This window comes from Rhizobium sp. Leaf384, from assembly GCF_001424065.1.
In the GTDB taxonomy this organism is placed as follows: domain Bacteria; phylum Pseudomonadota; class Alphaproteobacteria; order Rhizobiales; family Rhizobiaceae; genus Ferranicluibacter.
Genome location: NZ_LMQE01000009.1, coordinates 225,904 through 247,854, shown reverse-complemented (window position 1 = coordinate 247,854; position 21,951 = coordinate 225,904). Strand labels below are relative to the sequence as shown.

The window sequence follows — 21,951 nt, the reverse complement described above, 5'->3', positions numbered from 1 at the left end:
GACGTCGCAGGAAGACCGGCGTCCAGCGTCCGGCGTTGGGCGTGCCGGTCTGTGGAACTTCGCTCGCGAAAAGCCGTTATCGGGCATAGCGAACCGAAGGAGCGATCATGGTAAACCAGAACAACATTTCGCCGGCCGTCAGGTCTCTGCAGAATGAACAGGGCGATCGTGAGCGCCGCGGGACAGACGGCGATCTGGACAAGGCGCTGGAAGACACATTCCCGGCCTCTGATCCTGTGGCTGTCACGTCGACGACAGGCCCGGAAAGTTTCACCGGAAATGCGCGCTCACATCGTCGCGCGTCAACGTCTTCCGATATCAAGGGATCGATAGACGGCTACATGGCCGACATTGAGGGTCGCATCCGCGAGAAACCGCTGGCCGCCGCCGCGATTGTCGCCGCTGTCGCCTGGCTGTATGGCCGCACGCGCTAACGGCCGTTTCTTTTGCAGCTTTGAACAGGCAGGCTCAGGCCTGCCTGTTTCGTTTGGTGCTTCCATCGGCGGCAAGCACCGCCATCGGGCCGACACGGTTTCGCCCATCTCGCTTCGCCTGGTAGAGTCCGGCATCCGCTTCGGAGACCAGTCTCTGCGCCCCGTCGAGCGCCCGTCCCGCCATTCTCGATAGACCGATGCTGGTGGTGAGGGCGATGCGGCGCCCGTCCTCGCTGCGCACATCGAGCGACATGATCGCAACGCGCATGCGCTCGGCCATCTCCATCAGCGACGTGTTGTTCCGCATGGGAACGACGGCCACGAACTCCTCTCCGCCGAAGCGTCCGACGGTTGCCCCGTCACTTGCCTCGAACAGGCGCAGGACATCCGCGACCGCGACGAGGCAGGCATCGCCGGCATGATGCCCATAGGTGTCGTTGATCACCTTGAAGTGGTCGAGGTCGATCATCATCACGGCGATATCCGGACCGCCCGCCCGGGCGGCCTCGAACGTTGACTCAAGCACCGCCTGCAGCGACCGCCGATTGGCAAGGCCCGTCAGACTGTCGCGGTCCGACAGGATCTTCAGCAACGCGTTGGTGCGTGTCAGGTCTGTAGAGAGCGCGCCATAAGCCTCTACGGCATCGGCAATCGTTGCAAGTTCGTGAAAGACAGGTTTGGCGGGCGCGTCCTGGTCGGCCTTGCCATGGCTGATGGCTTCCAGCCGGGCCACGGCGGCCCCGATCGGCGCCATCACATGGCGGCTGACGACCCAGAGCGTCAGCACGAAGAACAGGACCGGCAAGGTGAGGATCAGCGTCCAGCCGAGCTTTACCTCGCGCGCCGCGCTGCCGATCGTCCAGGCCATGCTGTCGGCGAGCGCGACAGCGTCCGTCGCCAGCGTCTCGCTCAGTCGGTCCGCCGTATTCATCGCATGCTGGTAGGCTTCGGCGCTTGCTGCGTCCGTCTTGAGGATCTCAGCTTGGATTCCCGCCTGGATCGCCGGCGTGACCGCCGCCGCGTTGGGATCGCGAAGCCTGCGCGAGGCTTCGCGGGAGGTGACGATCACCTTGACGGACGCCGCAATATCGCGCGCGCCGTCGATCAGGGTCTGGTTCTCGTCCAGTGTGAAACTCTGGCACAGGGTCTGCAACTGCAGCTGGATCTGCCGCTCGATCTTCCGGTCATGGGCAAGATACACAGAGCGAATGAGCGACGCCGCGCGCTCGACCTTCAACGCATTCCGGTTCTGGGACAAGATCAGCGGAATCTGTTGCTCGCGGGCGGTCGTTGCATCCCGCTCGATGCCGTTCAGGAACTGGACGGAATAGGCGGCTGCCGCCCCGGCATAGAGGCAGACCAGCAGCAGGGCGATCCTGCCGACAAGTCGCATCGACAGGCCATGCCGGGATGGGCGGAGGGAGATCATGGATCAATAGATGCTGAACGGAAAGTAGATGTTGTTGATCCGCTCGTAGCTGCCGTCGAGACGGGTCTTCTTGATGGCGGCATTCACCTCGTCCAGAAGCGCCGTGTCGCTCTTGCGTGCCGTGACATGTGCCGTGCTTTGCAGAAAGTCGTTCGTGACGGGATCGCCGATGAACTCGAAGGCCGACCCTTCCGCGCTTTCCAGGAAGCTCATGAGTTCGATCGCATCGCCGAGCATGAGATCCGCTTTCCCCTGTTCGAGGATCGCCTGCGCCGCCGGCTGGTCTTCTCCGAGCACGAGCGTGCTTTTGGCCGCATAGACCTTGGCAAGGTACTGCGCCTGCATCGTGCCCTTGCCGGCCGTGATCCGCGCGCCGGCAAGACCTTCGGGACTGATGTCCTGGCGCTTCTTCGGGTCGCCGATGAAGACGGCGTGCGACCGGTAGTAGGGCTGCGAATAGGCGATCCGCTTGGCGCGCTCCTCCGTAAAGGCCATGCTCGAAACCATGAGATCGTATTTGTTCTGCTCCAACCCTTCGATGATCTCCGCCCAGGGCGTGACGACGAAGGTGCAGGTCCGCTTCATCTCCTTGCAGAGCGCCTTGGCGATATCGACATCGAAGCCGGCCAGCTCGCCTTTCTCGTTGATGAAATTGAAGGGAGGATATGCTCCCTCCGTTCCGATCCGCAGCACAGGATCATCAGCCAGCGCAGGGCCAGCGGCGACGAGGCCCAGAACAAGCGCGGCAAGCATGCGTCTGCGAATCATGATCGATCTCCCGTTTCGGAGGGCATGATCGCCGAGGGCCGTTAAGGCCAAGTCCAGAAAGTAGGTAAATTGATCCTTACGGATGTCACAAACGGAAAGTGTACGGTAGCGTACTGGGCCTCCGCCGTATCAAACTCAGCTGTAGTCGATGCCGGTCGCATGCGCCGCTGCCAGCATGCCTTTGTAGATGCCCTCCTCGGAGCCGGCGATAACCACGGCGCCGACGGCACGCTTGTAGAACCCTGTCGGCCCCGCACCGCCGATGACGCCATACCCGTAACCCTGATCGTACATGGCAAGCAGCGTCTTCAACAGCAGCGCATGACCGATCCCCTTCCCGCGCATCGCCTCGTCCACGCCGGTCGGTCCAAAGAACCCTCGCGCGGTCGCGTCGTAGCATGCAAAGCCGACCAGTTCCCCATTCTTGACGGCAACGAGTAGGGACACCGGCTGGCGCATCATCGCGACGGTCGCCTCGCTGACCCAGCCCTGGCCGAAGCGCGGACCGATCCAGGCCGCGATCGTATGAAGTTCGGGCGGCAGGGCCTGGCGAATGACGACGCCTTCCCGCGCCACCTTCTCGTCGAGGACGGCGTCGGGCTTCAGATCGTAGAGGTTGACGAGCATGTCCATGGCAAAAGTCCTATCCTTTGACCGCGCCGGCCGTGAGGCCGGCCACGATGCGCCGCTGGAAGATGAGTACGACGATGATCAGCGGCAGTGTCACGGTGACCGAAGCAGCCATGATCTGGCCGAACGGATATTCATAGCGCGTCGTTCCGCCGATCAGCCCGATAGCAACGGGAACCGTCTTGTTCTCGTCCGTCAACATGAAGGTGAGCGCGAACAGAAACTCGTTCCAGGCGAGAATGAAGGCGAGGATGCCGGTGCTGGCCAGCGACGGCCCCATCAGCGGCAGCAGGATGCGCGTGAGGATACGAAAATGCGAGCAACCGTCGATCAGTGCCGCCTCTTCCAGCTCCCGCGGAAACTCCCGGATAAACGTCGTGAGGATCCAGGTCGTGAAGGGGACGGTCGACAGAAGATAGGTAACGATCAGGGCGCTCGGACGGTTGTACAGCCCAAGCGCATTGATGAGTTCGAACATGCCCGAGAGCACCGCAACCTGCGGAAAGATGGAGATCATCAGGATCGCCATCAGCACGATCCGTTTTTGCGGAAAATCCAGACGTCCCAGCGCGTAAGCCGAGATGATGCCGAGCGCCAGCGATACCACCGTCGTCCCCGTCGCCACGAAAACTGAATTTACGAGCGATCCCATGAAAACCGGATTGTCGAACAGCTGCCGATAGTAGCCGAAGTTCAGCGCCGGCAGAAAGGCGGTCGTGTAGAGCTCGGCACCCTGTTTGGTGGAGGAAACGATCGCCCAGTAATAGGGAAACAGCGTGTAGGCGAGGACAAGGAGAATGAGGATGCCGAGCCCGCCTCTGCGGATCTGGCGGCGCATCCGATAATGCGCAGAGGAACGCCGCTTGATGCGGACAGGCGATGTCACGAGAGCTCCTGGCGCCATGGTCAATCTCCCGTCGAACGATCAAGGCGCAGAACGCCGATGAGGATGATGGCAACGAGCGCGACCAGGAGGAAAACCCAGGTGGACGCGGCGGAGCCCACGCCCAGCTCCTGGAAGCTGATCAGCCGGTCGCGCGCGTAGATCGAGACGGTCATGACATTCTGATTGCTGGCCGCAAGGACATAGGCAAGGTCGAACATCCGGATCGCGTCGAGCGACCGGAAAAGCACGGCAACGCCGATGGCCGGCTTCAGCAGGGGCAACGTGATCGACCAGAAGCGTTTCCAGGCAGGAATGCCGTCGACTTCGGCCGCCTCCATCATCTCCCCGGGAATGGTCTGGAGGCCGGCGAGGATCAGGAGAACCATGAAGGGTGTCGTCATCCAGACATCGATGAAGATCACCACGCCCATGATCAGCGAACTGCTCGCCGTCCACGCAATGCCGTGGTCGATCAGGCCGAGCGAGATCAGGATGCGGTTGAACACGCCGAACTGGTCGTTCAGCATCCACTCCCAGATCTTCGTCGCGACGACGACGGGGATCGCCCAGGGAACGAGGATGGCCGCCCGCAGCAGACCGCGGCCAGGGATCGCCTCGTTGAGCAGCAGGGCAATGCCGAGCCCGAGCAAGGTTTCGATCCCCACCGAGAGGACGGCGAAGGTCAGCGTGTTCCGAACGGCCGACCACCAGGCAGGGTCGTTGATCACCTCGATGAAATTCGAGATGCCGACCAAGCCGTACACGGTGGGATCATCGAGATAGGCATCCGTAAAGCTGAAGAAGACGGTTCGCCCCAGCGGCCACACGGCCACGGTCAACATGACGAGGACCAGCGGCGCGAGAAAGAGCCAAGCCGTGCGATGCTCCCGGCGCGCAAGCTTAGCGCTCATGAACGAGCCCCCCTTCGCTGGCCTCCCGGCCCGCCTGCGGCACGGTCGCCCGATGTGCCATCCGCTTCCCCTCCGAATCGAAGACGAAGATGTCCGCATCGGCAAAGGATAGGCCCACAGGCTGGTTACGCCGCTCGAACGGGGGCCGCCCGGCGACGCGGACGACCCAGATGCTCTGGTCGGCCAGCCTGATATAGGCGAAGTGCTCGTGGCCGAGATCTTCGACACGCTCCAGGACCCCCGACATGCGGCCCGCGTCCGGCGCGACGAGGGAAAGCGCCTCCGGTCGGATGCCGATGGAGGCCGGCTGCCGGCTTCCGGGAGACGTGTGATGCGCGACAAGGTCGTCCGGCAGGGAAAAACCGCCGGCTTCGGCGCCGAGGGGGACGGGACCGAAGTTCATCCGCGGACTGCCGATGAAGCCTGCGACGAAGCGATTGGCCGGCGCCTGATAGAGTTCAAGCGGTGTGCCCACCTGTTCGATCGAGCCCTGGTTGAGCACGACGATGCGGTCTGCAAGCGTCATTGCCTCGGCCTGATCGTGGGTCACGTAGACCATCGTGGTCTTGATGTCCTCATGCAGCCGCGCGATCTCGATGCGCATCTCCATGCGCAGGTCGGAGTCGAGGTTGGACAGCGGCTCGTCAAAGAGGAAGATTTCCGGTTCGCGCACGAGCGCACGCCCGATGGCGACACGCTGCCGCTGTCCGCCGGAAAGCTCCCGCGGGCGCCGCTCCAGCAGATGATCGACCTTCAGCATCCGGGCAACGGTCTCGACCTTGCTGCGGATTGCCTCCTTGCCGATCCGCAGGGTTTCGAGCGCGAAGCCGATGTTTCGCTCGACGCTCATATGCGGGTAGAGCGCGTAGGACTGAAAGACGAAGGCGACACCGCGCTTGGAGGCGGGCACGTCCGTGACGTCCTCGCCGTCGATGAGCACCTGCCCGCTGGACGCGGGTACAAGTCCGGCGACGATACGCAGCAGGGTCGATTTCCCGCAGCCGGAGGGCCCGACGAAAACCACGAACTCGCCATCGGCAATCTGGAGATCGACGCCACGAATGACGGTATGCGTGCCATAAGCCTTGGTGACGGAGGAAAGGGCGATGGACGCCATGAGAGATCCGATCAGAGACGGGGCTCCACCGCCGCCCCGGGCCGCAACGGGCCCGTGGTCAAGCGCAGGGGTGGACGCCCTGGAAGACTGAGAAAGCTGTCGCACCTCCGTCCCCGACCTTCAGGCGCCGGGAACGGAGGACGGTCCTGGGAGGTTCAACGGCTTTCTTTCAGCTTCTCCAGCCGGGCCGCCAGATCTTTCAGGCCGCTCTCGACCTCCTTGCTGCCGGACAGCATGTCGTGGACGCTACGATAAAAGGCCTGGGAGACACGGTTGTAACTCGTTCCAGTATAGCCGGATGGACGGACGGCGCTGTCGGCAAAAGCCTGCTGATTGTCCTTGAGGAACGGAATCTTCTTCAAGACATCGGCATCGGTGTAGAGCGCCGTGATCGACGGGTTGAAGGCGGCATCGACAGCCCGCATCTTCTGCATCTCAGGGCCGGTGACGAAATCGACGAAGCTCGCGGCGACATCGGGCTTGGTCGAGAATTTCGAGACGCCGTAATACATCGGCCCGAGGCAGCCGGACGACTTTTCGCCGGCCTTGCCGACCGGGAGCGGCATCATGCCGACCTTGTCGATGACGGCGCTGCCGGTGGTCTGCGACGTGCCCCAGACATAGGGCCAATTGCGGTGAAAGACGGCATTGCCGGACTCGAAGACCGCGCGCGAGGCCTCCTCGTCATAATTGAGGACACCTTCGGGGCTGATCGTGCCGATCCAGCTCTTTGCCAGCGTCAAGGCGCCAGCCGCAGCGGGGTTGTCGATCGTCACCTTGCCGTCATCGGAAATGATGCTGCCACCGCCGCTCGAACCGATCAGCTCGAGCGCATCGCATGTCAGGCCTTCGTAGCTCTTGGCCTGCCACGCGTAACCCCACATGTCGGACTTGCCGTCGGCGCGCTCCTTGTCCTGGATCTCCTTGGCGGTGGCCGTCAGCTCTTCCCAGGTCTTGGGCGCCGGCTTGCCGTACTTCTCCAGCAGGTCCTTGCGGTAGAACATCAGCCCGACGTCCATGTAGGCGGGCATGGCCACGAGCTTGCCGTCGAGCTTGGCGGCGTTCAGCGTGGAGGCAAAGTGCTGGTCCTGATCGGACTTGGGCACCAGGGTCGAAAGGTCGAGCAGATTGTTCTTGAACATGCCGAGCCAGATGACGTCGAGGAACAGGACGTCGACGTCGGTGGATTTCGCGGCAAGCAGCTGCTGGTAAAGCGGGATCGCGTCGTCCAGGAGCGCCGGCATCTTGTTGATCTTCGCCTCGTTCCCGGTCTTCGCCTTCCAGGCGGCGGCGGCTTTTGTGCAAAGCTCGAACTCGGTTGATGCGCAGAAGACAGAGACCGTCTCTGCATGTGCCGCGCCGGCCCCGAGAAGCGCGAGAAGTGGGAGGCTGAAGGCAAGCTTTCGATTGAACATGACGGTTGTTCCCCTGTTCGATTTGTCCTCTGACGGCGTCGCTCTTATGGATTTTTTAGCCGCTAGGATCGATTGGACTGGATATGACCAGTTATGTCAATCGGCCGGGAAATTTATATTTCAGGCCTGTGACATTCTCTGTAGTGTCGTGCGAAACAGGAAAGGAAATCCGGTTGGGCAACCGTCAGGCAGCAGATATCGTGATGGAGCCGCCCGTCGGCGCGCAGGGCGATACGCTGCTTGATGCCGTGGTGCGCCACGATGATCCGCGGCCGCTGCATCAGCAGGTCAAGGAGGCGTTGCTGCGGGCCATCGAGGACGGCCGCCTGCCGCACAACGGGAAGCTGCCATCGGAGCGCAAGCTGGTGGAAAGCTTTGGCGTCAGCCGGATCACGGTGCGCCACGCCATCCAGGACCTGATCCGCCAGGGCATGGTCAAGAGCCAGCCGGGCAAAGGCCTTTACGTGACGCTGAGCCCGCGCGGCTATGAGCTGCAGGTGCTGGAGAGTTTTACGGCGACCGCGCTTTCCACAAACCGTCAGCCCGGGAGCGTGCTGGTGGAGGTTCAGGTCTACAGGCCGGCAGCCGAAATCACGCGGCCGCTGTTCCTGCCCGAAGGCGCCGAAGTTGTGATCCTGAAACGGGTCAGGCTGATCGACGGCGTGCCCGTGGCCATTCAAACGGACTGGCTGCCCGCAGCCCAGGTGCCGGGGCTCGCCAGCCTCGACTGGACAGGTGCCAATCGCTCGCTCTACGCGGAACTTCGGGATCGCTACCATATCCAGCCCGGCCGGGGACACACGACGCTCAGCGCCCGCATGGCCACGCCGTGGGAGGCCGAACGGCTGGACCTGGATCACCCGGCCGCCGTTCTGACCGTCGACCAGATCGTGTTCGATCGACGGAACCGACCCATCAACATGACGGCACTCGTCCATCACCCGGAGCGGTATCCGCTGACCTTGACGCAGTCCTGAAGCGCGTTGCGTGAGAAAGGGGCTCACGCAACGCGCTCCAAGGTCTTGTTTTGATGCATGTCGTTTCCCGAAACCGCTGCACACGTTCGGGCGACATGCATAAGACACGGGCTGTTCGAGGGGTCGATCTTGCGCGCGAACTGCGATAGAAGCCCGCGGTCACACCGGAATGCCATCGTGGAAACGACGCTCTACCTCCCCGTCAAGAATTTTCTGGAAAGCTTCGGTTTCGAGGTGAAGGGCGAGGTTGCGCACTGTGATCTCGTCGGCGTGCGGGCGGGCGAGCCGGACGTCGTGGTTGTCTGCGAGTTGAAGCTGACCTTCAATCTCGAACTGATCCTTCAGGCCGTCGATCGCGCGGCGGTCTGCGACGAGGTATGGATCGCCGCTCGGATCTCGGCGAGAGGCCGTGGACGCGAGGCAGACAAACGCTACCGCGATCTTTGCCGGAGGCTTGGCATCGGCATGCTGGGCGTTGCGGACACCGGCGCTGTCAGCGTTCTGGTAAGCGCCGTTTCGCCCATGCCGCGGACGAACCCGAAGCGGCGGGCGCGGCTTGTCAAGGAACACCGCGCGCGACAGGGCGATCCGACCGCCGGCGGCGGGGCGCGCGCGCCGGTCATGACCGCCTATCGGCAGCAGGCCCTCCTTTGTGCCGCTGCAATCCGCGCCGGCCGGATGCGCCCGGTGGACATGCGGCCCAAAGTCCCGAAGGCGGCGGCCATCCTGCAGAACAATGTCTACGGCTGGTTCGAACGCGCCGAGCGCGGCATCTACCACCTGACGGAGACGGGCCTGCAGGCCTTGCAACGCTGGCCGCAGATGGACGATGCAGCAGACGGAGAATGCTCTTCTGAAGACGGCGGGAAACTGTCATGAAGGCATGCTAGACGGGGCACAAAGGTAAGACGGGACTGACTATGACGACCATCCGCACGATCGAACAGCTCGCCGAGATCTATGACGGCGTTTCGGAAGCTTCCATCGCAAAAGTGACCTTCGCCTTGACGCCGGGTTACCGTGCCATGATCGAGGCGTCCCCGTTCCTGGCGCTTTCCACGATCGGCCCCGAAGGCATGGACTGTTCGCCGCGCGGCGACGCGCAGAGCGTCGTCCGGGTACAGGACGAGAGGACGCTGCTTTTACCGGACTGGCGCGGCAACAACCGCGTGGATTCGCTCAGAAATATCGTTCGTGATCCGCGCGTCGCCCTGATGCTGCTCATTCCCGGATCCAACACCACGATGCGGATCAATGGCGTGGCCACCGTCTCGATCGATCCCGACCTGCTGGAAAGCTTCGAGATGGACGGCAAGCATCCGCGCAGCGTCATCGTTGTCGAGATCCAGGAGGCCTACTTCCAGTGCGCCCGGGCGCTGATGCGGTCCGAGCTCTGGAACCCCGCGCGTTTCCACGACCCCGCGATGCTGCCGAGCGCCGGAGAGCTTCTGAAGCAAGCGAAAGCAAGCTTCGACAAGGAAACCTATGACCGCGAGTGGGCAGCACGTGCCGCCCGCACGATGTGGTAGAGCCTCTTAGAGCGATCGGGTGATACCCCCGTCCACGCGGATGCTCTGGCCGGTGATATAGCCTGCCCCCTCGGACGCGAGGAATGAAATGGTCGCTGCGATTTCCTCGCTCCGGCCATATCGCCCCATGGGAACGCGATCTCGAAACACGTCCTTTTCCGGCAGGCTGTCGATGAAGCCGGGAAGCACGTTGTTCATCCGGACATTGTCGGCCGCAAACTGGTCTGCGAAAAGCTTGGTATAGGCAGCAAGACCTGCACGGAAGACCGAGGACGTGGGGAAGACCGGGTCGGGCTCGACGGCGCTGAAGCTCGAAATATTGATGATGACGCCGGATGCCTGCGCACGCATGATGGGCGCGACCAGCCGAACGGGCCGAACGACATTCAGGAAGTACACGTCCATCCCGCGCACCCAGTCCTCGTCGGTGATATCCGCCACAGGCGCACGCGGGCCATGGCCGGCACTGTTCACGAGAACGTCGACGCGACCCCAGCGCTCCATGGTGCGATCGACCAGCATCTTCAGGTCTTCGTTCGACTGGTTGGATCCGGTAATCCCAAGACCGCCGAGTTCCTCTGCCAGGGCTTCGCCCTTGCCTGAGGACGAAAGGATGGCGACCTTGAAGCCGTCCGCGGCCAGACGGCGGGCGGCATGGGCCCCCATGCCGCTTCCACCGGCGGTAACAATGGCGATCTTGTCGGTCATGGTGTTTGCCTTTCCAGTCGGATGTTGTTTTCGGTCAGTCCCGCTCGTGCATGCGGGATGACGTGGGTTTTCATCGTTGTCATCACGTCTTCAGAAGAAGACATAACGCTCGACGCCGCATGAACGCGCGCTACCGGCGGCTCAGGGCCGCGGATCGTGCAATGCGGCGGCGACCGTTTCGGCGCAAAGCGCCAGCGAAACCGCTCCAGCATCGCGGTGGCCGATGCTGCGCTCGGCAAGGGGACGGGCGCGCCCGAGGCGCGGTGTGAGCGCGCGCGTCTGTTCCGCAGCCGTCGTCGCGGCGGCGGCCGCGCGTGTCCAGGCCTGCTGCAAGGATCGCGTTTCGCCGAACACCATCTCAAGCGTCTCGACGAAGGGGACGAAGGCATCGACCAGCGTCTTGTCGCCGATCTTTGCGCCCCCAAGCCGCATGACGCCATCGAGCGCGAGCCGGGCACCGGCGATGACGGCGGCGTCATCAAGGGCTTTGTCGTCCGAAAGCGCCGTGCTCCAGGCACGGAGCAAAACGCCCCAGATCACCCCGGATGTTCCGCCGGCCCGGTCGGCCCAGGCATCTGCGGCGGCGGCAAGAACGCTTTGCGCACCCGCGCCGGCCGCTACAGCCGCATCCGCGGCGGATCGGGCCGCCGTCGCGCCACGCGTCATGCCTTGCCCGTGATCGCCATCTCCGGCCTGCGCGTCGATCCGTCCGAGTTCCGCCTCTGCCGCGTGAAGGACGTCGGTCAACCTCTCGATCAGGGTGGCAATGCAGCGGCCGGCCACGCGCGCCGCGTCGGACGCGTGCGGAAAGACCAAGATGTCCTCCACCTCTTCCGGGAGGACGTCCGCAAGGACATGGTCGTCCCGGCGAACCAGCACGGCGGTTTCACACGGGGCGCACCAGAGGCGCTCGAGCTCGTTGTCGAGCCAGAGCAGGCTCAACGAGCAACCGCGCATGTCGAGACTGGTGACGAACTCGCCTACCTCGGGCCGCACGATCTCCAGTCGCGCTGCCGAGAGCCGGGCCGCAATCTGCGGCCAGAGAACGAAGAGTTCTTCGTATTTGGTGGCACCGAGACCATTGAGCAGGACGGCGACGCGGTGGCAGTCGGCCGGCCGCTCCGCCAGAAGGCGATGCGTCAGGAGATCGGCCAGAGCCGATGCCGGAAGGATCGCGGTTTCGCTGATCCCAGGCTCGCCGTGGATGCCGAGGCCAAGCGCCATCTGTGCCTTGGGCACCGTGAACAAGGGCTCGTCCGAGCCGGGAAGCGTGCAGCCGCCGAACGCGACGCCGAAGGAGACGGTCCGGGCGTTGGCATGCTTTGCCACGGCCTCGACGTCATCGAGGACGCGTCCTTCCTCGGCCGCCGCGCCGGCGATCTTGAAGACGATGAGGTCGCCGGCTATTCCACGACGGGCGAGATGATCGTCAGCCGGGCCGCTCGCCACGTCATCCGTGACCGGGAGCACGCGCACGTCGAGACCCTCGCTCCGCAGACGCTCGGCGGCAGCGCCAAAATTCAGCACGTCGCCGGCATAGTTGCCATAGCCGAGCAGGATACCGCCGCCGCGATGCGCCAGACGGCAGACGCGCGCCACGCCCGCCGTGGACGGAGAAGCAAAGACATCCCCTGCGACCGCGGCATCGGCCAGACCCGAACCGACGTAGCCCGCAAAGGCGGGGTAGTGACCCGAACCACCGCCAACGACAACCGCCACCTTGCCCTCGGGCCGCGGCGTCGAGCGGACCACGCCACTCTTCACTGCCCGCACGAAACGCCCGTAGACGGAGGCATAACCTTCAAGCGCACTGGTGGCGAAGTCTTCGGGCTGATCGTAGATCGTCGTCATGCGGGTCGCCTCCTGCGGGCAATGGGTTGAAAGGCAAGGTTCTTTAATGTCAGGACGCGAACACGCCCTCGAAATCCTTGAAGCCCTTGACCTCGATCGGGTTCCCGCTCGGATCGAAGAAGAACATCGTCCGTTGCTCGCCCGGTTCGCCCTCGAAGCGAACCACGGGTGGGATGTCGAAGGCGATGCCGGCTCTCTCGACACGGCCTGCCAGCTCGAACCAGTCATCCAGCGCGAGCACGACGCCCAGATGCGGCATCATCACCATGTGGTCGCCGACCTTGCCGGTCCGCGTGACCTCGAAGGGTTTGCCGAGATGCAGCGAGATCTGATGGCCGAAGAAGTCGAAATCGACCCAGGTTTCGGTCGATCGGCCCTCTCTGCAACCCAGAACATCGCCATAGAACCGCCGTGCGGCATCGAGATCCGTAACGTGATAGGCCAGATGAAAGAGAGAGCGCATGCAAGTCGTCCTGTCCGTCGTTCGAGGCGACGCGCGATTCGACGCCGCATCCTGGCACTATGGACCGGCTGCAGCACGGGCGGCAACACGCATTCAGATTGATACAGCGCGCCCGCTTGACAGATGCGGGGTCGCAAATGCATCGCTGCCGGCAGGCGCATTCATCAACGCAGCGCCGGCAGGGAACGCGGATCGTGAACAGAATCGTCTATCTCGACGGCACATGGCTTGAAGAGGCCGACGCCAAGGTTTCGGTGTTCGACCGTGGCTTCCTCTTTGCCGATGCCGTCTACGAGGTTACCGCCGTCATCGGCGGCAGGCTGATCGACTATGCCGGCCATGCCGCCCGACTTCAGCGCTCTCTTCGCGAACTTGCCCTCTCCTGCCCGCTTGGGCCGGACGCCCTCCTCTCCCTTCACCATGACATCGTTGCGCGCAACGCGCTCGACGAAGGCCTGATCTACCTGCAGATCTCGCGGGGCGCGGCTGACCGCGACTTCATCTTTTCGGAGACGGCGAAGCCGACGCTCGTGCTCTTCACACAGGCGAAAGCCGTGCTCGACAACCCGTACAACGTTACCGGCATCAAGGTCGTCACCCTTCCGGACCAGCGCTGGGCACGCCGCGATATCAAGACGGTCCAGCTGCTCTATCCCTCCATGGCCAAGATGGAGGCGTTGCGGCAGGGAGCACAGGATGCCTGGCTGGTCGAAGACGGCTTCGTTACGGAAGCGACATCGGCCAACGCCCATATCGTGACGGCCGAGGGAACGCTCGTGACGCGCCCCCTGTCGCATGCCATCCTGCCGGGCATCACGCGCGCAACCATCGTGGAGCTCGCGCGTGCAGCGGGGATCCCGGTCGAGGAGCGCGCCTTCACGCCGGACGAGGCGAAACAGGCCAGCGAGGCCTTCATCACCTCGGCCACCAATTTTGCCCTGCCCATCACGATGATCGACGGTGTGCCGGTCGGCAACGGGAAGCCGGGCCCGATCACAGAGCGCATGCGCGCGCTCTACATCGCCGAGCGCCTGTCGCTCGCCGAACCTGTCACCTAACAGGGAAAGTCCGCCACCAGAGGCCGTCTCTGTCGGGTCAGCGATGGGTCAGGCAGCGGGCGACGCAATCTTTCCAGCCGTCGATACCGGCCTGCCGGGCGCCGTCGTCATCGGCTGGTTTGAACCGTCGATCACACTGCCAGGCATCGGCAAATCCGGCCCGATCCGGCCAGAGACCGGCCCGCGAACCGGCGAGCCAGGCGGCCCCAAGGATCGTCGTTTCCAGGATCACGGGACGATCGACGGGTGCGGCGAGAATGTCGGCAAGCCGCTGCATCGTCCAGTCGGACGCGACCATGCCGCCATCGACGCGAAGCACCGTGCGTTCGCCCTTATCGCCCCAGTCCTTCTTCATCGCTTCCAGGAGGTCATAGGTCTGATAGGCCACGCTCTCCAAGGCGGCCCGTGCGAACTCGGCAGGTCCTGTCGCGCGCGTCAGCCCGAACACGGCCCCGCGGGCATCCGGATCCCAATGCGGCGCACCGAGGCCGGTGAAGGCGGGGACGAGATAGACATGCTGGTTCGGGTCGGCCGTCATGGCGAGCGCTTCGGCCTCCGATGACTTCGAGATGAAGCCCATCTCGTCGCGCAGCCACTGGACGGCGGCGCCGGCGATAAAGATCGAGCCTTCGAGCGCATAGGTCGTCTTGCCGTCGAGCCGGTAGGCAATGGTCGTCAGCAGACGGTTGGACGAAACGACCCGATCTTCGCCCGTGTTCAAGAGCGCAAAACAGCCCGTCCCATATGTCGATTTCAGCATGCCGGGCTCGAAGCAGGCATTGCCGATAACGGCGGCCTGCTGGTCGCCGGCCACACCGAGGATCGGGATCGCGGCCCCGAAGATCTCAGCGTCCGTCACGCCGAAATCGGCGGCGCAATCCTTTACCTCCGGCAGCATAGCACGGGGAACGGAAAGAATGTCGAGAAGCTCGTCATCGAAGCGGTTCTCGGAGATATCGTACAGCAGCGTGCGCGATGCGTTGGTCGCGTCCGTGACATGCACGCGCCCGCCGGTCAGCTTGTAGATCAGCCAGCTGTCGATCGTCCCGAAGCACACCTCGCCGTTTTCGGCGCGCGCGCGAAGGCCGTCGACCGCGTCGAGCAGCCAGGCGAGCTTCGTGCCGGAGAAATAGGGGTCGATCAGAAGGCCGGTCTTCTGCGTGAACGTCGGCTCGAGGCCGCGCGCCTTCAACTCGTCGCAGAAACGCGCCGTGCGCCGGTCCTGCCAGACGATGGCCCGATGAACAGGCTCGCCGGTCTTCCGGTCCCAGACGACGATCGTCTCGCGCTGATTGGTGATCCCGATCGCCTTGATATCGGTCGCAGCGATCCCGGCCTTCTCGATGGCCGAGCGGCTGGTCGAAAGGACGCTGTCCCAGATCTCTTCGGCATCATGCTCGACCCAGCCGGAGTCCGGGAAGTATTGCTGGAACTCCTGGCCCGCGACGCCGGCAATCGACATGCTCGCGTCGAAAATCATCGATCGGGTCGATGTCGTGCCCTGGTCGATCGCCAAGATATAACCGCTCATGCGTCCTCGTCTCCCCATCGACGGTGCCGGATGCGCCATCGTGCGACCATCCTTGCTGGAAGAAGCGGCTGGCCCGGCGAGAAGAGGCAGGGCCAGCCTTCAAAGAAGAGGCCGGGGCACGTGTCGTGTCCCGGCCGTCGTTTCGCGTTTCAGGCCTACTTCTGCCAGCTCTTGACGAGCTCGTCATAGTTGACCGTGACCGGCTTTTCTTTTTCGTTCTCGATCTTCAGCTGCGGCGCAAGGTTGCCCTTCGACGCTGCGTCCTTGTTCCAGTAATCGATATCGTGTTCCTCTGCGAGGTTCGGACCGATATCGCCCTGGACGCCGGCGCGCTGCAGGCGCTGGAGAACCTTTTCCTGCTCGGCGCACAGCGAGTCCATCGCTTCCTGCGGGGTCTTGTTGCCGGCGGCGGCATCGCCGATCGCCTGCCACCAGAGCTGGGCCAGCTTCGGATAGTCCGGAACGTTGGTGCCGGTCGGCGACCACTGGACACGGGCCGGCGAGCGATAGAATTCGACGAGACCGCCGAGTTCAGGCGCACGCTTGGTGAAGCTCTTGTCCTGGATGGTCGATTCGCGGATGAAGGTGAGGCCGACATGGCTCTTCTTCACGTCGACGGTCTTCGACGTCACGAACTGTGCATAGAGCCAGGCGGCCTGCGCGTTCTTTTCAGGCGTGGACTTCATCAGCGTCCAGGACCCCACGTCCTGATAGCCGAGCTTCATGCCGTCCTTCCAGTAGACGCCATGCGGAGACGGCGCCATACGCCACTTCGGGGTGCCGTCCTCGTTGACGACGGGCAGGCCCTTCTTGACGGCATCGGCGGTGAAGGCCGTGTACCAGAAGATCTGCTGGGCGATGTTGCCCTGTGCGGGAACCGGGCCGGCTTCGCCGAAGGTCATGCCCTGCGCTTCCGGCGGAGCGTATGCCTTCAGCCAGTCGAGGTACTTGACGATCGAATAGACGGCGGCCGGGCCGTTGGTGTCGCCGCCGCGGGCGACGCAGGAGCCGACCGGCTGAGACTTCTCGTTGACCTTGATGCCCCATTCGTCGACGGGCAGACCGTTCGGCAGGCCCTTGTCGCCGTTGCCGGCCATCGACAGCCACGCGTCGGTGAAGCGCCAGCCGAGCGACGGGTCCTTCTTGCCGTAGTCCATGTGGCCATAGACCTTCTTGCCGTCGATTTCGCGACCGGTGAAGAATTCGGCAATGTCCTCATAGGCAGACCAGTTGACGGGAACGCCGAGGTCATAGCCGTACTTCGCCTTGAAGTCCGCCTTGTTCTTCTCGTCGTTGAACCAGTCGTACCGGAACCAGTAAAGGTTTGCGAACTGCTGGGTCGGAAGCTGGTAAAGCTTCTTGTCCGGGGCGGTCGTGAAAGACGTGCCGATAAAGTCCTTGATGTCGAGCGTCGGCGACGTGACGTCCTTGCCTTCGTTCGCCATCCAGTCTGTCAGGTTGCGAACCTGCTGGTAGCGCCAATGCGTCCCGATCAGGTCGCTGTCGTTGACATAGGCGTCGTAGATGTTCTCGCCGGACTGCATCTGTGTCTGCAGCTTTTCGACGACGTCGCCTTCCCCGATCAGGTCGTGCGTGACCTTGATGCCGGTGATGTCGGTGAACGCCTTGGCCAGCGTCTTCGACTCATATTCGTGCGTGGTCAGGGTTTCCGAGACAACCTTGATTTCCATGCCGGCGAAAGGCTTCGCAGCATCGATGAACCACTGCATTTCCTTTTCCTGATCGGCGCGCGTGAGCGTCGAGAGGTCGCCGATCTCGGCGTCGAGGAAAGCCTTTGCCTCGTCCATGCCCGCATAGGCGGAGCCGGTCAGGGCCAGCAGCATGGCTGCCGTCGTTGTTAAAAGGTGCCGTCGCATTGAGTAGTCCTCCTCTTAAGGTTCTGCGATTGCAGTCACGGTGCCCTGGACCCTCCCCTGGCAAAACCCGTGTCGTTCAGATGCCTCAGACCAGCTTGAAAACGCCGACGGCGTAGACAACGGACAAGGCAAGAGCCCACCACACGTTGGGGCCGACGAGCCCCAGCCATGCAAGGTGAATGAAGGCGCTGCCGAGCAGCGACACGAAGAGGCGGTCGCCCCGTGTCGTCTCGAAGCGCAGAATGCCGACGCGCGGATTGCCGCCGGGCGAAAGATATTCCCAGATCCCCATGCCGATGAGCAGCACGAGAATCGTCGCGAAAAACAGGACCGTCGGTAGCGTCCATGCCATCCAGGAGAAGTTCATATCGGTCTCCTTACACGCGGCCGAGGGCAAAGCCCTTGGCGATGTAGTTGCGGACGAAATAGATGACGATCGCGCCGGGAATGATGGTGAGCACGCCGGCTGCCGCCAGGACGCCCCAGTCCATGCCGGATGCCGACACTGTGCGTGTCATGATCGCGGCGATCGGCTTTGCGTCCGTCGTCGTCAGCGTCCGGGCGATCAGAAGCTCGACCCAGGAGAACATGAAGCAGAAGAAGGCAGCGACACCGATCCCGGAAGCGATGAGCGGGATGTAGATCTTCACGAAGAACCGCGGGAACGAATAGCCGTCGATATAGGCGGTCTCGTCGATTTCCTTCGGCACCCCGGACATGAAGCCTTCGAGGATCCACACGGCAAGCGGGACGTTGAACAGGCAATGCGCGAGCGCAACGGCGATGTGCGTGTCGATGAGCCCGAAGGCGGAGTAGAGCTGGAAGAACGGGAGCGCGAAAACGGCCGGCGGCGCCATGCGGTTGGTCAGCAGCCAGAAGAACAGGTGCTTGTCGCCGAGAAAGCGATAGCGCGAGAAGGCATAGGCTGCCGGCAGGGCTGCCAGCACCGAGATCACCGTGTTCAAAACGACGTAGATGATCGAGTTGATATAGCCCTTGTACCAGGACGGATCGGTGAAGATGACCGCATAGTTCCGCAAGGTCGGCTGGTGCGGATAGAGCGAGAAGGTGCTCGTGATCTCCGTGTTCGTCTTGAAGCTCATGTTGACGAGCCAATAGATCGGCAGGAGCAGAAAGAGAATGTAGAGCGTGGGCACCAGCCAGGACAGGCTGACGCCTGTCGGCTGCGCCGACGCGCGGCTTCCCGTGGTTGACGCCGGTGCGGTAACAGCCTGTGTGGACATTGCGGTGGTCATGGTTTCTCCTCCCTCCCCGGATCAGTTCTGCGCGTCGCTGGTGGTCATCACGGTGTAGAAGATCCATGACAGCAGCAGGATGATGAGGAAGTAGATCAGGGAGAGCGCGGCGGCCGGTCCGAGGTCGAACTGCCCGATGGCGGTCTTGACGAGGTCGATCGACAGGAAGGTCGTGGAATTGCCGGGACCGCCACCGGTAATGACGAAGGGCTCGGTGTAGATCATGAAGCTGTCCATGAAGCGCAGCAAGAAGGCGATCAGCAGCACGCGTTTCATCTTCGGCAGCTGGATGTAGCGGAACACGGACCAGCGCGAGGCGCCGTCGATCTTGGCCGCCTGATAATAGGCATCCGGGATCGACACCAGACCGGCGTAGCAGAGCAGAACGACAAGGCTCGTCCAGTGCCAGACGTCCATGACGATCAGCGTGACCCAGGCATCGAAGACGTTGTTGACGTAGTTGTAGGGAATGCCGAGTACGGCGAGGGTGTAGCCGAGCAGACCGATGTCGACGCGCCCGAAGACCTGCCAGATGGTGCCGACAACGTTCCACGGGATGAGCAGCGGCAGCGACATCAGGATGAGGCAGACCGGCACGCCGAGGCCCTTCTTCGGCATGTTGAGCGCGATGAGGATGCCGAGCGGAATCTCGATCGAAAGAATGATGACCGAGAACAGCAGATTGCGCTGCAGCGCATCCCAGAAACGCGCCGAGTGCAGCACCTGGATGAACCAGTCCGTGCCGGCCCAGAAGAACTCGTTATTCCCGAACGTGTCCTGCACCGAATAGTTCACGACCGTCATCAGCGGGATGACAGCGGAGAAGGCGACCAGCACCAGCACCGGCAGCACCATGAACCAGGCCTTGTTATTCCAGGTCTTTTCCACGGCTCAGGCCCTCCCGTTGGCAACAGACGGATCGGAGACCCGCCAGCTGTCGGCATAGATGTTGACGGCGGCAGGATCGAAGGTGATGCGCGGCTCCGAAGGGATCTCGCCGTTCTCTTCCACCACGATCGCCATCGGCCGGTCCGCAAACAGAGCGCGGACGATCTTGTGGCGGCCGATGTCCTCGACCTTCGAAATCGTCACCGGCATGCCCTCGCGGCCGAGCCGGACGAATTCGGGGCGGATGCCGAGTTCGACCTTGGCGCCGCTCGCGATCTCCGGCCGGAAGCCGAGGGCGACCTGCCCGCCGCCAAGGTCGGCCGTCGTCCCGTCGATGCGCGCCGGGATGACATTCATGCCCGGCGAGCCGATGAAATAGCCGACGAAGGTGTGTCGCGGCCGCTCGAAAAGCTCCGCCGGCGTCCCGATCTGGACGATCTCGCCGTCATACATGACGACGACCTTGTCGGCGAAGGTCAGGGCTTCGGTCTGGTCGTGCGTGACATAGACCATGGTGAAGCCGAACTGCTTGTGCAGGCGCTTCAACTGCGACCGCAGAACCCATTTCATATGCGGATCGATGACGGTCAGCGGCTCGTCGAACAGGATGGCGCTGACGTCATTGCGCACGAGACCGCGGCCAAGAGAAATCTTCTGCTTCTGGTCGGCCGTCAGGCCGCGGGCCGTCCTCTTTGCCCAGGACGACAGATCGATCATCTCGAGGATCTCCTTGACCCGCCTATCGACCTCGGCTTCCGGAACGCGGCGATTGCGCAAGGGGAAAGCCAGATTGTCGTAGACCGTCATCGTGTCGTAGATCACCGGGAACTGGAACACCTGCGCGATGTTGCGATCCTGCGTCGGCAGATTGGTCACATCGCGCCCGTCGAACAGGATTCGACCTTCGGACGGCGAGACGAGGCCGGAGATGATGTTGAGCAGCGTGGTCTTGCCGCAGCCGGATGGCCCGAGCAGTGCGTAGGCGCCGCCATCGTCCCAATCGTGATGAACCTCTTTCAGCGAATAATCAGCAGGCGATTTCGGATTGGGGCCGTAGGCGTGGCGGATATGGTCGAGGCTGATGCGGGCCATGTCTGTCTCCTCACGCCGCTCTGTCGAGACGGCCGTCGATGGCGCGTCCGTCGGTGGAAAAAGCCATGAGATGACGCGTATCGAGCATCAGGTTGATCGGCGTGTCCGGCTCGATGTTGCGGATGCCGGGCTCCAGCATGACCCAGCGTGCGCCGGCACATTCGACGTGCACGAAGCTTTCCGAGCCGGCGATCTCGCTGATGATGATGCGCGCGGGCAGCCTGGCGGCCGCCTCCGATGAACCCTCGAGCGACAGATGGTAGGGGTGGAAACCAATCGTGCACGGACCGTCCGCGATGCCCGCAAGATGTGCGGGGACCGGGAGAAGCGGCGCACCGTCCAGCAGGAAACTGCCGCCGGACTTGACGACGGACAGGGTGTTCAGCGGCGGATCGGCGAAGGTGCGTGCCGTGACGAGATCGGCCGGACGGCGATAGACCTCGATCGTGGGACCGAACTGGCTGATGGTGCCCTGATGCATGGTGGCGGTATGGCCGCCGAGGAGAAGTGCTTCGCCCGGCTCCGTCGTCGCATAGACGAAGATCGCACCGGAGGCTGCGAAGATCTTGGGCAGCTCTTCGCGAAGCTCTTCGCGCAGCTTGTAGTCGAGGTTGGCAAGCGGCTCATCGAGAAGCACCAGGCTTGCATTCTTTACGATCGCGCGCGCCAGGGCCGTGCGCTGCTGCTGCCCACCGGACAGATTGAGCGGCGTGCGGGCAAGATACGGCGTCAGCTTCATCAGCTCGGCCGCCTTCTTGACCTCGCGGTCGATGGTGGCCGCGTCCTTGCCGGCAATTCGCATCGGCGACGCGATGTTCTCGTAGACCGTCATGGCGGGATAATTGATGAACTGCTGGTAGACCATGGCGACCGAACGATCCTGCACGCGAACGCCCGTCACGTCCTTGCCGTCGAAGCGGATCGTCCCGGATGTGGGCTTGTCCAGCCCCGCCATCAACCGCATCAGCGAGGTCTTGCCCGACAGTGTCGGCCCCAGCAGCACGTTCAGCGAACCGCGCTGCAACACGAGGTTCGTCGGGTGGATATGCGTATCCGCTCCCACGACCTTGGTGATATCGGTCAGTTCCAGCATGTCGTTCCTCCCAGCCTGCAGCGCTCCCTCCTTGGAGC

Annotated in this window: 22 protein-coding genes; 5 read left to right on the top strand and 17 right to left on the bottom strand. The window is 63.2% G+C overall.

Annotation, left to right across the window (positions count from 1 at the left end; all coding sequences use genetic code 11):
* The first annotated feature begins 107 nt into the window (after positions 1–107).
* Complete coding sequence (locus ASG25_RS20505) at positions 108–434, top strand: hypothetical protein (RefSeq protein WP_062478720.1); 327 nt, start codon at positions 108–110, stop codon at positions 432–434.
* Between the two features lie 34 nt (positions 435–468).
* On the opposite strand, the gene ASG25_RS20500 is transcribed toward ASG25_RS20505, so the two are convergent.
* The 7 genes from ASG25_RS20500 to ASG25_RS20470 all read right to left on the bottom strand — a co-directional run bounded on the left by ASG25_RS20500 (position 469) and on the right by ASG25_RS20470 (position 7,590).
* On the bottom strand, positions 469–1,863 hold the full coding sequence (locus ASG25_RS20500) for a GGDEF domain-containing protein (protein WP_082480423.1): 1,395 nt from the start codon (positions 1,861–1,863) through the stop codon (positions 469–471).
* Positions 1,864–1,866: 3 nt separating this feature from the next.
* Positions 1,867–2,631 carry a transporter substrate-binding domain-containing protein gene (locus tag ASG25_RS20495; RefSeq protein ID WP_062478715.1) on the bottom strand — a complete coding sequence of 255 codons (765 nt, stop codon included), beginning with the start codon at positions 2,629–2,631 and terminating at the stop codon, positions 1,867–1,869.
* A gap of 135 nt (positions 2,632–2,766) precedes the next feature.
* Positions 2,767–3,264: a GNAT family N-acetyltransferase gene (locus ASG25_RS20490; protein WP_062478712.1), complete on the bottom strand. Its 498-nt coding sequence runs from the start codon at positions 3,262–3,264 to the stop codon at positions 2,767–2,769.
* A 10-nt stretch (positions 3,265–3,274) separates the two neighbouring features.
* Complete coding sequence (locus ASG25_RS20485; protein WP_062478710.1) at positions 3,275–4,165, bottom strand: carbohydrate ABC transporter permease; 891 nt, start codon at positions 4,163–4,165, stop codon at positions 3,275–3,277.
* 2 nt (positions 4,166–4,167) lie between these two features.
* Positions 4,168–5,058: a sugar ABC transporter permease gene (locus ASG25_RS20480; protein WP_062478707.1), complete on the bottom strand. Its 891-nt coding sequence runs from the start codon at positions 5,056–5,058 to the stop codon at positions 4,168–4,170.
* A complete protein-coding gene (locus ASG25_RS20475; protein WP_062478704.1) occupies positions 5,048–6,175 on the bottom strand; it encodes an ABC transporter ATP-binding protein in 1,128 nt (375 codons plus the stop codon). The genes ASG25_RS20480 and ASG25_RS20475 overlap by 11 nt, the downstream gene beginning before the upstream one ends.
* Before the next feature lie 155 nt (positions 6,176–6,330).
* The gene (locus ASG25_RS20470; protein WP_062478702.1) at positions 6,331–7,590 is read right to left on the bottom strand and encodes an ABC transporter substrate-binding protein; all 1,260 of its coding nucleotides are present in this window, start codon (positions 7,588–7,590) and stop codon (positions 6,331–6,333) included.
* Positions 7,591–7,763: 173 nt separating this feature from the next.
* Here ASG25_RS20470 and ASG25_RS20465 point away from each other — a divergent pair, with 173 nt between their 5' ends.
* The 3 genes from ASG25_RS20465 (at position 7,764) to ASG25_RS20455 (ending at position 10,096) form a co-directional block, all read left to right on the top strand.
* Positions 7,764–8,567 carry a GntR family transcriptional regulator gene (locus ASG25_RS20465; protein WP_244479458.1) on the top strand — a complete coding sequence of 268 codons (804 nt, stop codon included), beginning with the start codon at positions 7,764–7,766 and terminating at the stop codon, positions 8,565–8,567.
* A 177-nt stretch (positions 8,568–8,744) separates the two neighbouring features.
* Complete coding sequence (locus ASG25_RS20460; protein WP_062478699.1) at positions 8,745–9,446, top strand: DUF2161 family putative PD-(D/E)XK-type phosphodiesterase; 702 nt, start codon at positions 8,745–8,747, stop codon at positions 9,444–9,446.
* A gap of 41 nt (positions 9,447–9,487) precedes the next feature.
* A complete protein-coding gene (locus ASG25_RS20455) occupies positions 9,488–10,096 on the top strand; it encodes a pyridoxamine 5'-phosphate oxidase family protein (RefSeq protein ID WP_062478697.1) in 609 nt (202 codons plus the stop codon).
* A gap of 6 nt (positions 10,097–10,102) precedes the next feature.
* Here the strand turns inward: ASG25_RS20455 and ASG25_RS20450 are convergent, their stop codons facing one another.
* The 3 genes from ASG25_RS20450 to ASG25_RS20440 all read right to left on the bottom strand — a co-directional run bounded on the left by ASG25_RS20450 (position 10,103) and on the right by ASG25_RS20440 (position 13,118).
* Complete coding sequence (locus ASG25_RS20450; protein ID WP_062478694.1) at positions 10,103–10,804, bottom strand: SDR family oxidoreductase; 702 nt, start codon at positions 10,802–10,804, stop codon at positions 10,103–10,105.
* 141 nt (positions 10,805–10,945) lie between these two features.
* The gene (locus ASG25_RS20445; protein WP_062478691.1) at positions 10,946–12,655 is read right to left on the bottom strand and encodes a dihydroxyacetone kinase family protein; all 1,710 of its coding nucleotides are present in this window, start codon (positions 12,653–12,655) and stop codon (positions 10,946–10,948) included.
* A 49-nt stretch (positions 12,656–12,704) separates the two neighbouring features.
* Positions 12,705–13,118 carry a VOC family protein gene (locus ASG25_RS20440; RefSeq protein WP_062478688.1) on the bottom strand — a complete coding sequence of 138 codons (414 nt, stop codon included), beginning with the start codon at positions 13,116–13,118 and terminating at the stop codon, positions 12,705–12,707.
* A gap of 194 nt (positions 13,119–13,312) precedes the next feature.
* On the opposite strand from ASG25_RS20440, the gene ASG25_RS20435 reads away from it, so the two are divergent.
* Entirely contained in the window at positions 13,313–14,176 is an 864-nt protein-coding gene (locus ASG25_RS20435) for a D-amino-acid transaminase (protein ID WP_062478916.1), read from the top strand.
* Positions 14,177–14,213: 37 nt separating this feature from the next.
* Here the strand turns inward: ASG25_RS20435 and glpK are convergent, their stop codons facing one another.
* From glpK to ASG25_RS20400, 7 genes are all read right to left on the bottom strand, one after another.
* Positions 14,214–15,707, bottom strand: coding sequence for a glycerol kinase GlpK (gene glpK, locus ASG25_RS20430; protein ID WP_062478685.1), 1,494 nt, complete (start codon positions 15,705–15,707; stop codon positions 14,214–14,216).
* A gap of 155 nt (positions 15,708–15,862) precedes the next feature.
* Positions 15,863–17,584, bottom strand: a complete 1,722-nt coding sequence (locus tag ASG25_RS20425; RefSeq protein ID WP_062478681.1) for an ABC transporter substrate-binding protein — start codon at positions 17,582–17,584, stop codon at positions 15,863–15,865.
* Between the two features lie 85 nt (positions 17,585–17,669).
* Positions 17,670–17,951 (bottom strand): DUF2160 domain-containing protein, encoded by a 282-nt coding sequence (locus ASG25_RS20420; RefSeq protein WP_062478677.1) that lies wholly within the window; start codon positions 17,949–17,951, stop codon positions 17,670–17,672.
* A 10-nt stretch (positions 17,952–17,961) separates the two neighbouring features.
* Positions 17,962–18,828 (bottom strand): carbohydrate ABC transporter permease, encoded by an 867-nt coding sequence (locus ASG25_RS20415; protein WP_244479465.1) that lies wholly within the window; start codon positions 18,826–18,828, stop codon positions 17,962–17,964.
* A 33-nt stretch (positions 18,829–18,861) separates the two neighbouring features.
* Entirely contained in the window at positions 18,862–19,728 is an 867-nt protein-coding gene (locus ASG25_RS20410; RefSeq protein ID WP_062478674.1) for a sugar ABC transporter permease, read from the bottom strand.
* 3 nt (positions 19,729–19,731) lie between these two features.
* Positions 19,732–20,820 (bottom strand): ABC transporter ATP-binding protein, encoded by a 1,089-nt coding sequence (locus ASG25_RS20405; protein WP_062478670.1) that lies wholly within the window; start codon positions 20,818–20,820, stop codon positions 19,732–19,734.
* Between the two features lie 10 nt (positions 20,821–20,830).
* On the bottom strand, positions 20,831–21,913 hold the full coding sequence (locus ASG25_RS20400) for an ABC transporter ATP-binding protein (protein WP_062478666.1): 1,083 nt from the start codon (positions 21,911–21,913) through the stop codon (positions 20,831–20,833).
* Positions 21,914–21,951 lie beyond the last annotated feature (38 nt).

Coding starts and splice junctions, on each gene's coding strand:
- ASG25_RS20500 (WP_082480423.1), bottom strand. CDS start 1,863: ATGATCTCCCTCCGCCCATCCCGGCATGGCCTGTCGATGCGACTTGTC.
- ASG25_RS20420 (WP_062478677.1), bottom strand. CDS start 17,951: ATGAACTTCTCCTGGATGGCATGGACGCTACCGACGGTCCTGTTTTTC.
- ASG25_RS20455 (WP_062478697.1), top strand. CDS start 9,488: ATGACGACCATCCGCACGATCGAACAGCTCGCCGAGATCTATGACGGC.
- glpK (WP_062478685.1), bottom strand. CDS start 15,707: ATGAGCGGTTATATCTTGGCGATCGACCAGGGCACGACATCGACCCGA.
- ASG25_RS20445 (WP_062478691.1), bottom strand. CDS start 12,655: ATGACGACGATCTACGATCAGCCCGAAGACTTCGCCACCAGTGCGCTT.
- ASG25_RS20495 (WP_062478715.1), bottom strand. CDS start 2,631: ATGATTCGCAGACGCATGCTTGCCGCGCTTGTTCTGGGCCTCGTCGCC.
- ASG25_RS20415 (WP_244479465.1), bottom strand. CDS start 18,828: ATGTCCACACAGGCTGTTACCGCACCGGCGTCAACCACGGGAAGCCGC.
- ASG25_RS20425 (WP_062478681.1), bottom strand. CDS start 17,584: ATGCGACGGCACCTTTTAACAACGACGGCAGCCATGCTGCTGGCCCTG.
- ASG25_RS20490 (WP_062478712.1), bottom strand. CDS start 3,264: ATGGACATGCTCGTCAACCTCTACGATCTGAAGCCCGACGCCGTCCTC.
- ASG25_RS20470 (WP_062478702.1), bottom strand. CDS start 7,590: ATGTTCAATCGAAAGCTTGCCTTCAGCCTCCCACTTCTCGCGCTTCTC.
- ASG25_RS20485 (WP_062478710.1), bottom strand. CDS start 4,165: ATGGCGCCAGGAGCTCTCGTGACATCGCCTGTCCGCATCAAGCGGCGT.
- ASG25_RS20405 (WP_062478670.1), bottom strand. CDS start 20,820: ATGGCCCGCATCAGCCTCGACCATATCCGCCACGCCTACGGCCCCAAT.
- ASG25_RS20475 (WP_062478704.1), bottom strand. CDS start 6,175: ATGGCGTCCATCGCCCTTTCCTCCGTCACCAAGGCTTATGGCACGCAT.
- ASG25_RS20440 (WP_062478688.1), bottom strand. CDS start 13,118: ATGCGCTCTCTCTTTCATCTGGCCTATCACGTTACGGATCTCGATGCC.
- ASG25_RS20505 (WP_062478720.1), top strand. CDS start 108: ATGGTAAACCAGAACAACATTTCGCCGGCCGTCAGGTCTCTGCAGAAT.
- ASG25_RS20400 (WP_062478666.1), bottom strand. CDS start 21,913: ATGCTGGAACTGACCGATATCACCAAGGTCGTGGGAGCGGATACGCAT.
- ASG25_RS20450 (WP_062478694.1), bottom strand. CDS start 10,804: ATGACCGACAAGATCGCCATTGTTACCGCCGGTGGAAGCGGCATGGGG.
- ASG25_RS20480 (WP_062478707.1), bottom strand. CDS start 5,058: ATGAGCGCTAAGCTTGCGCGCCGGGAGCATCGCACGGCTTGGCTCTTT.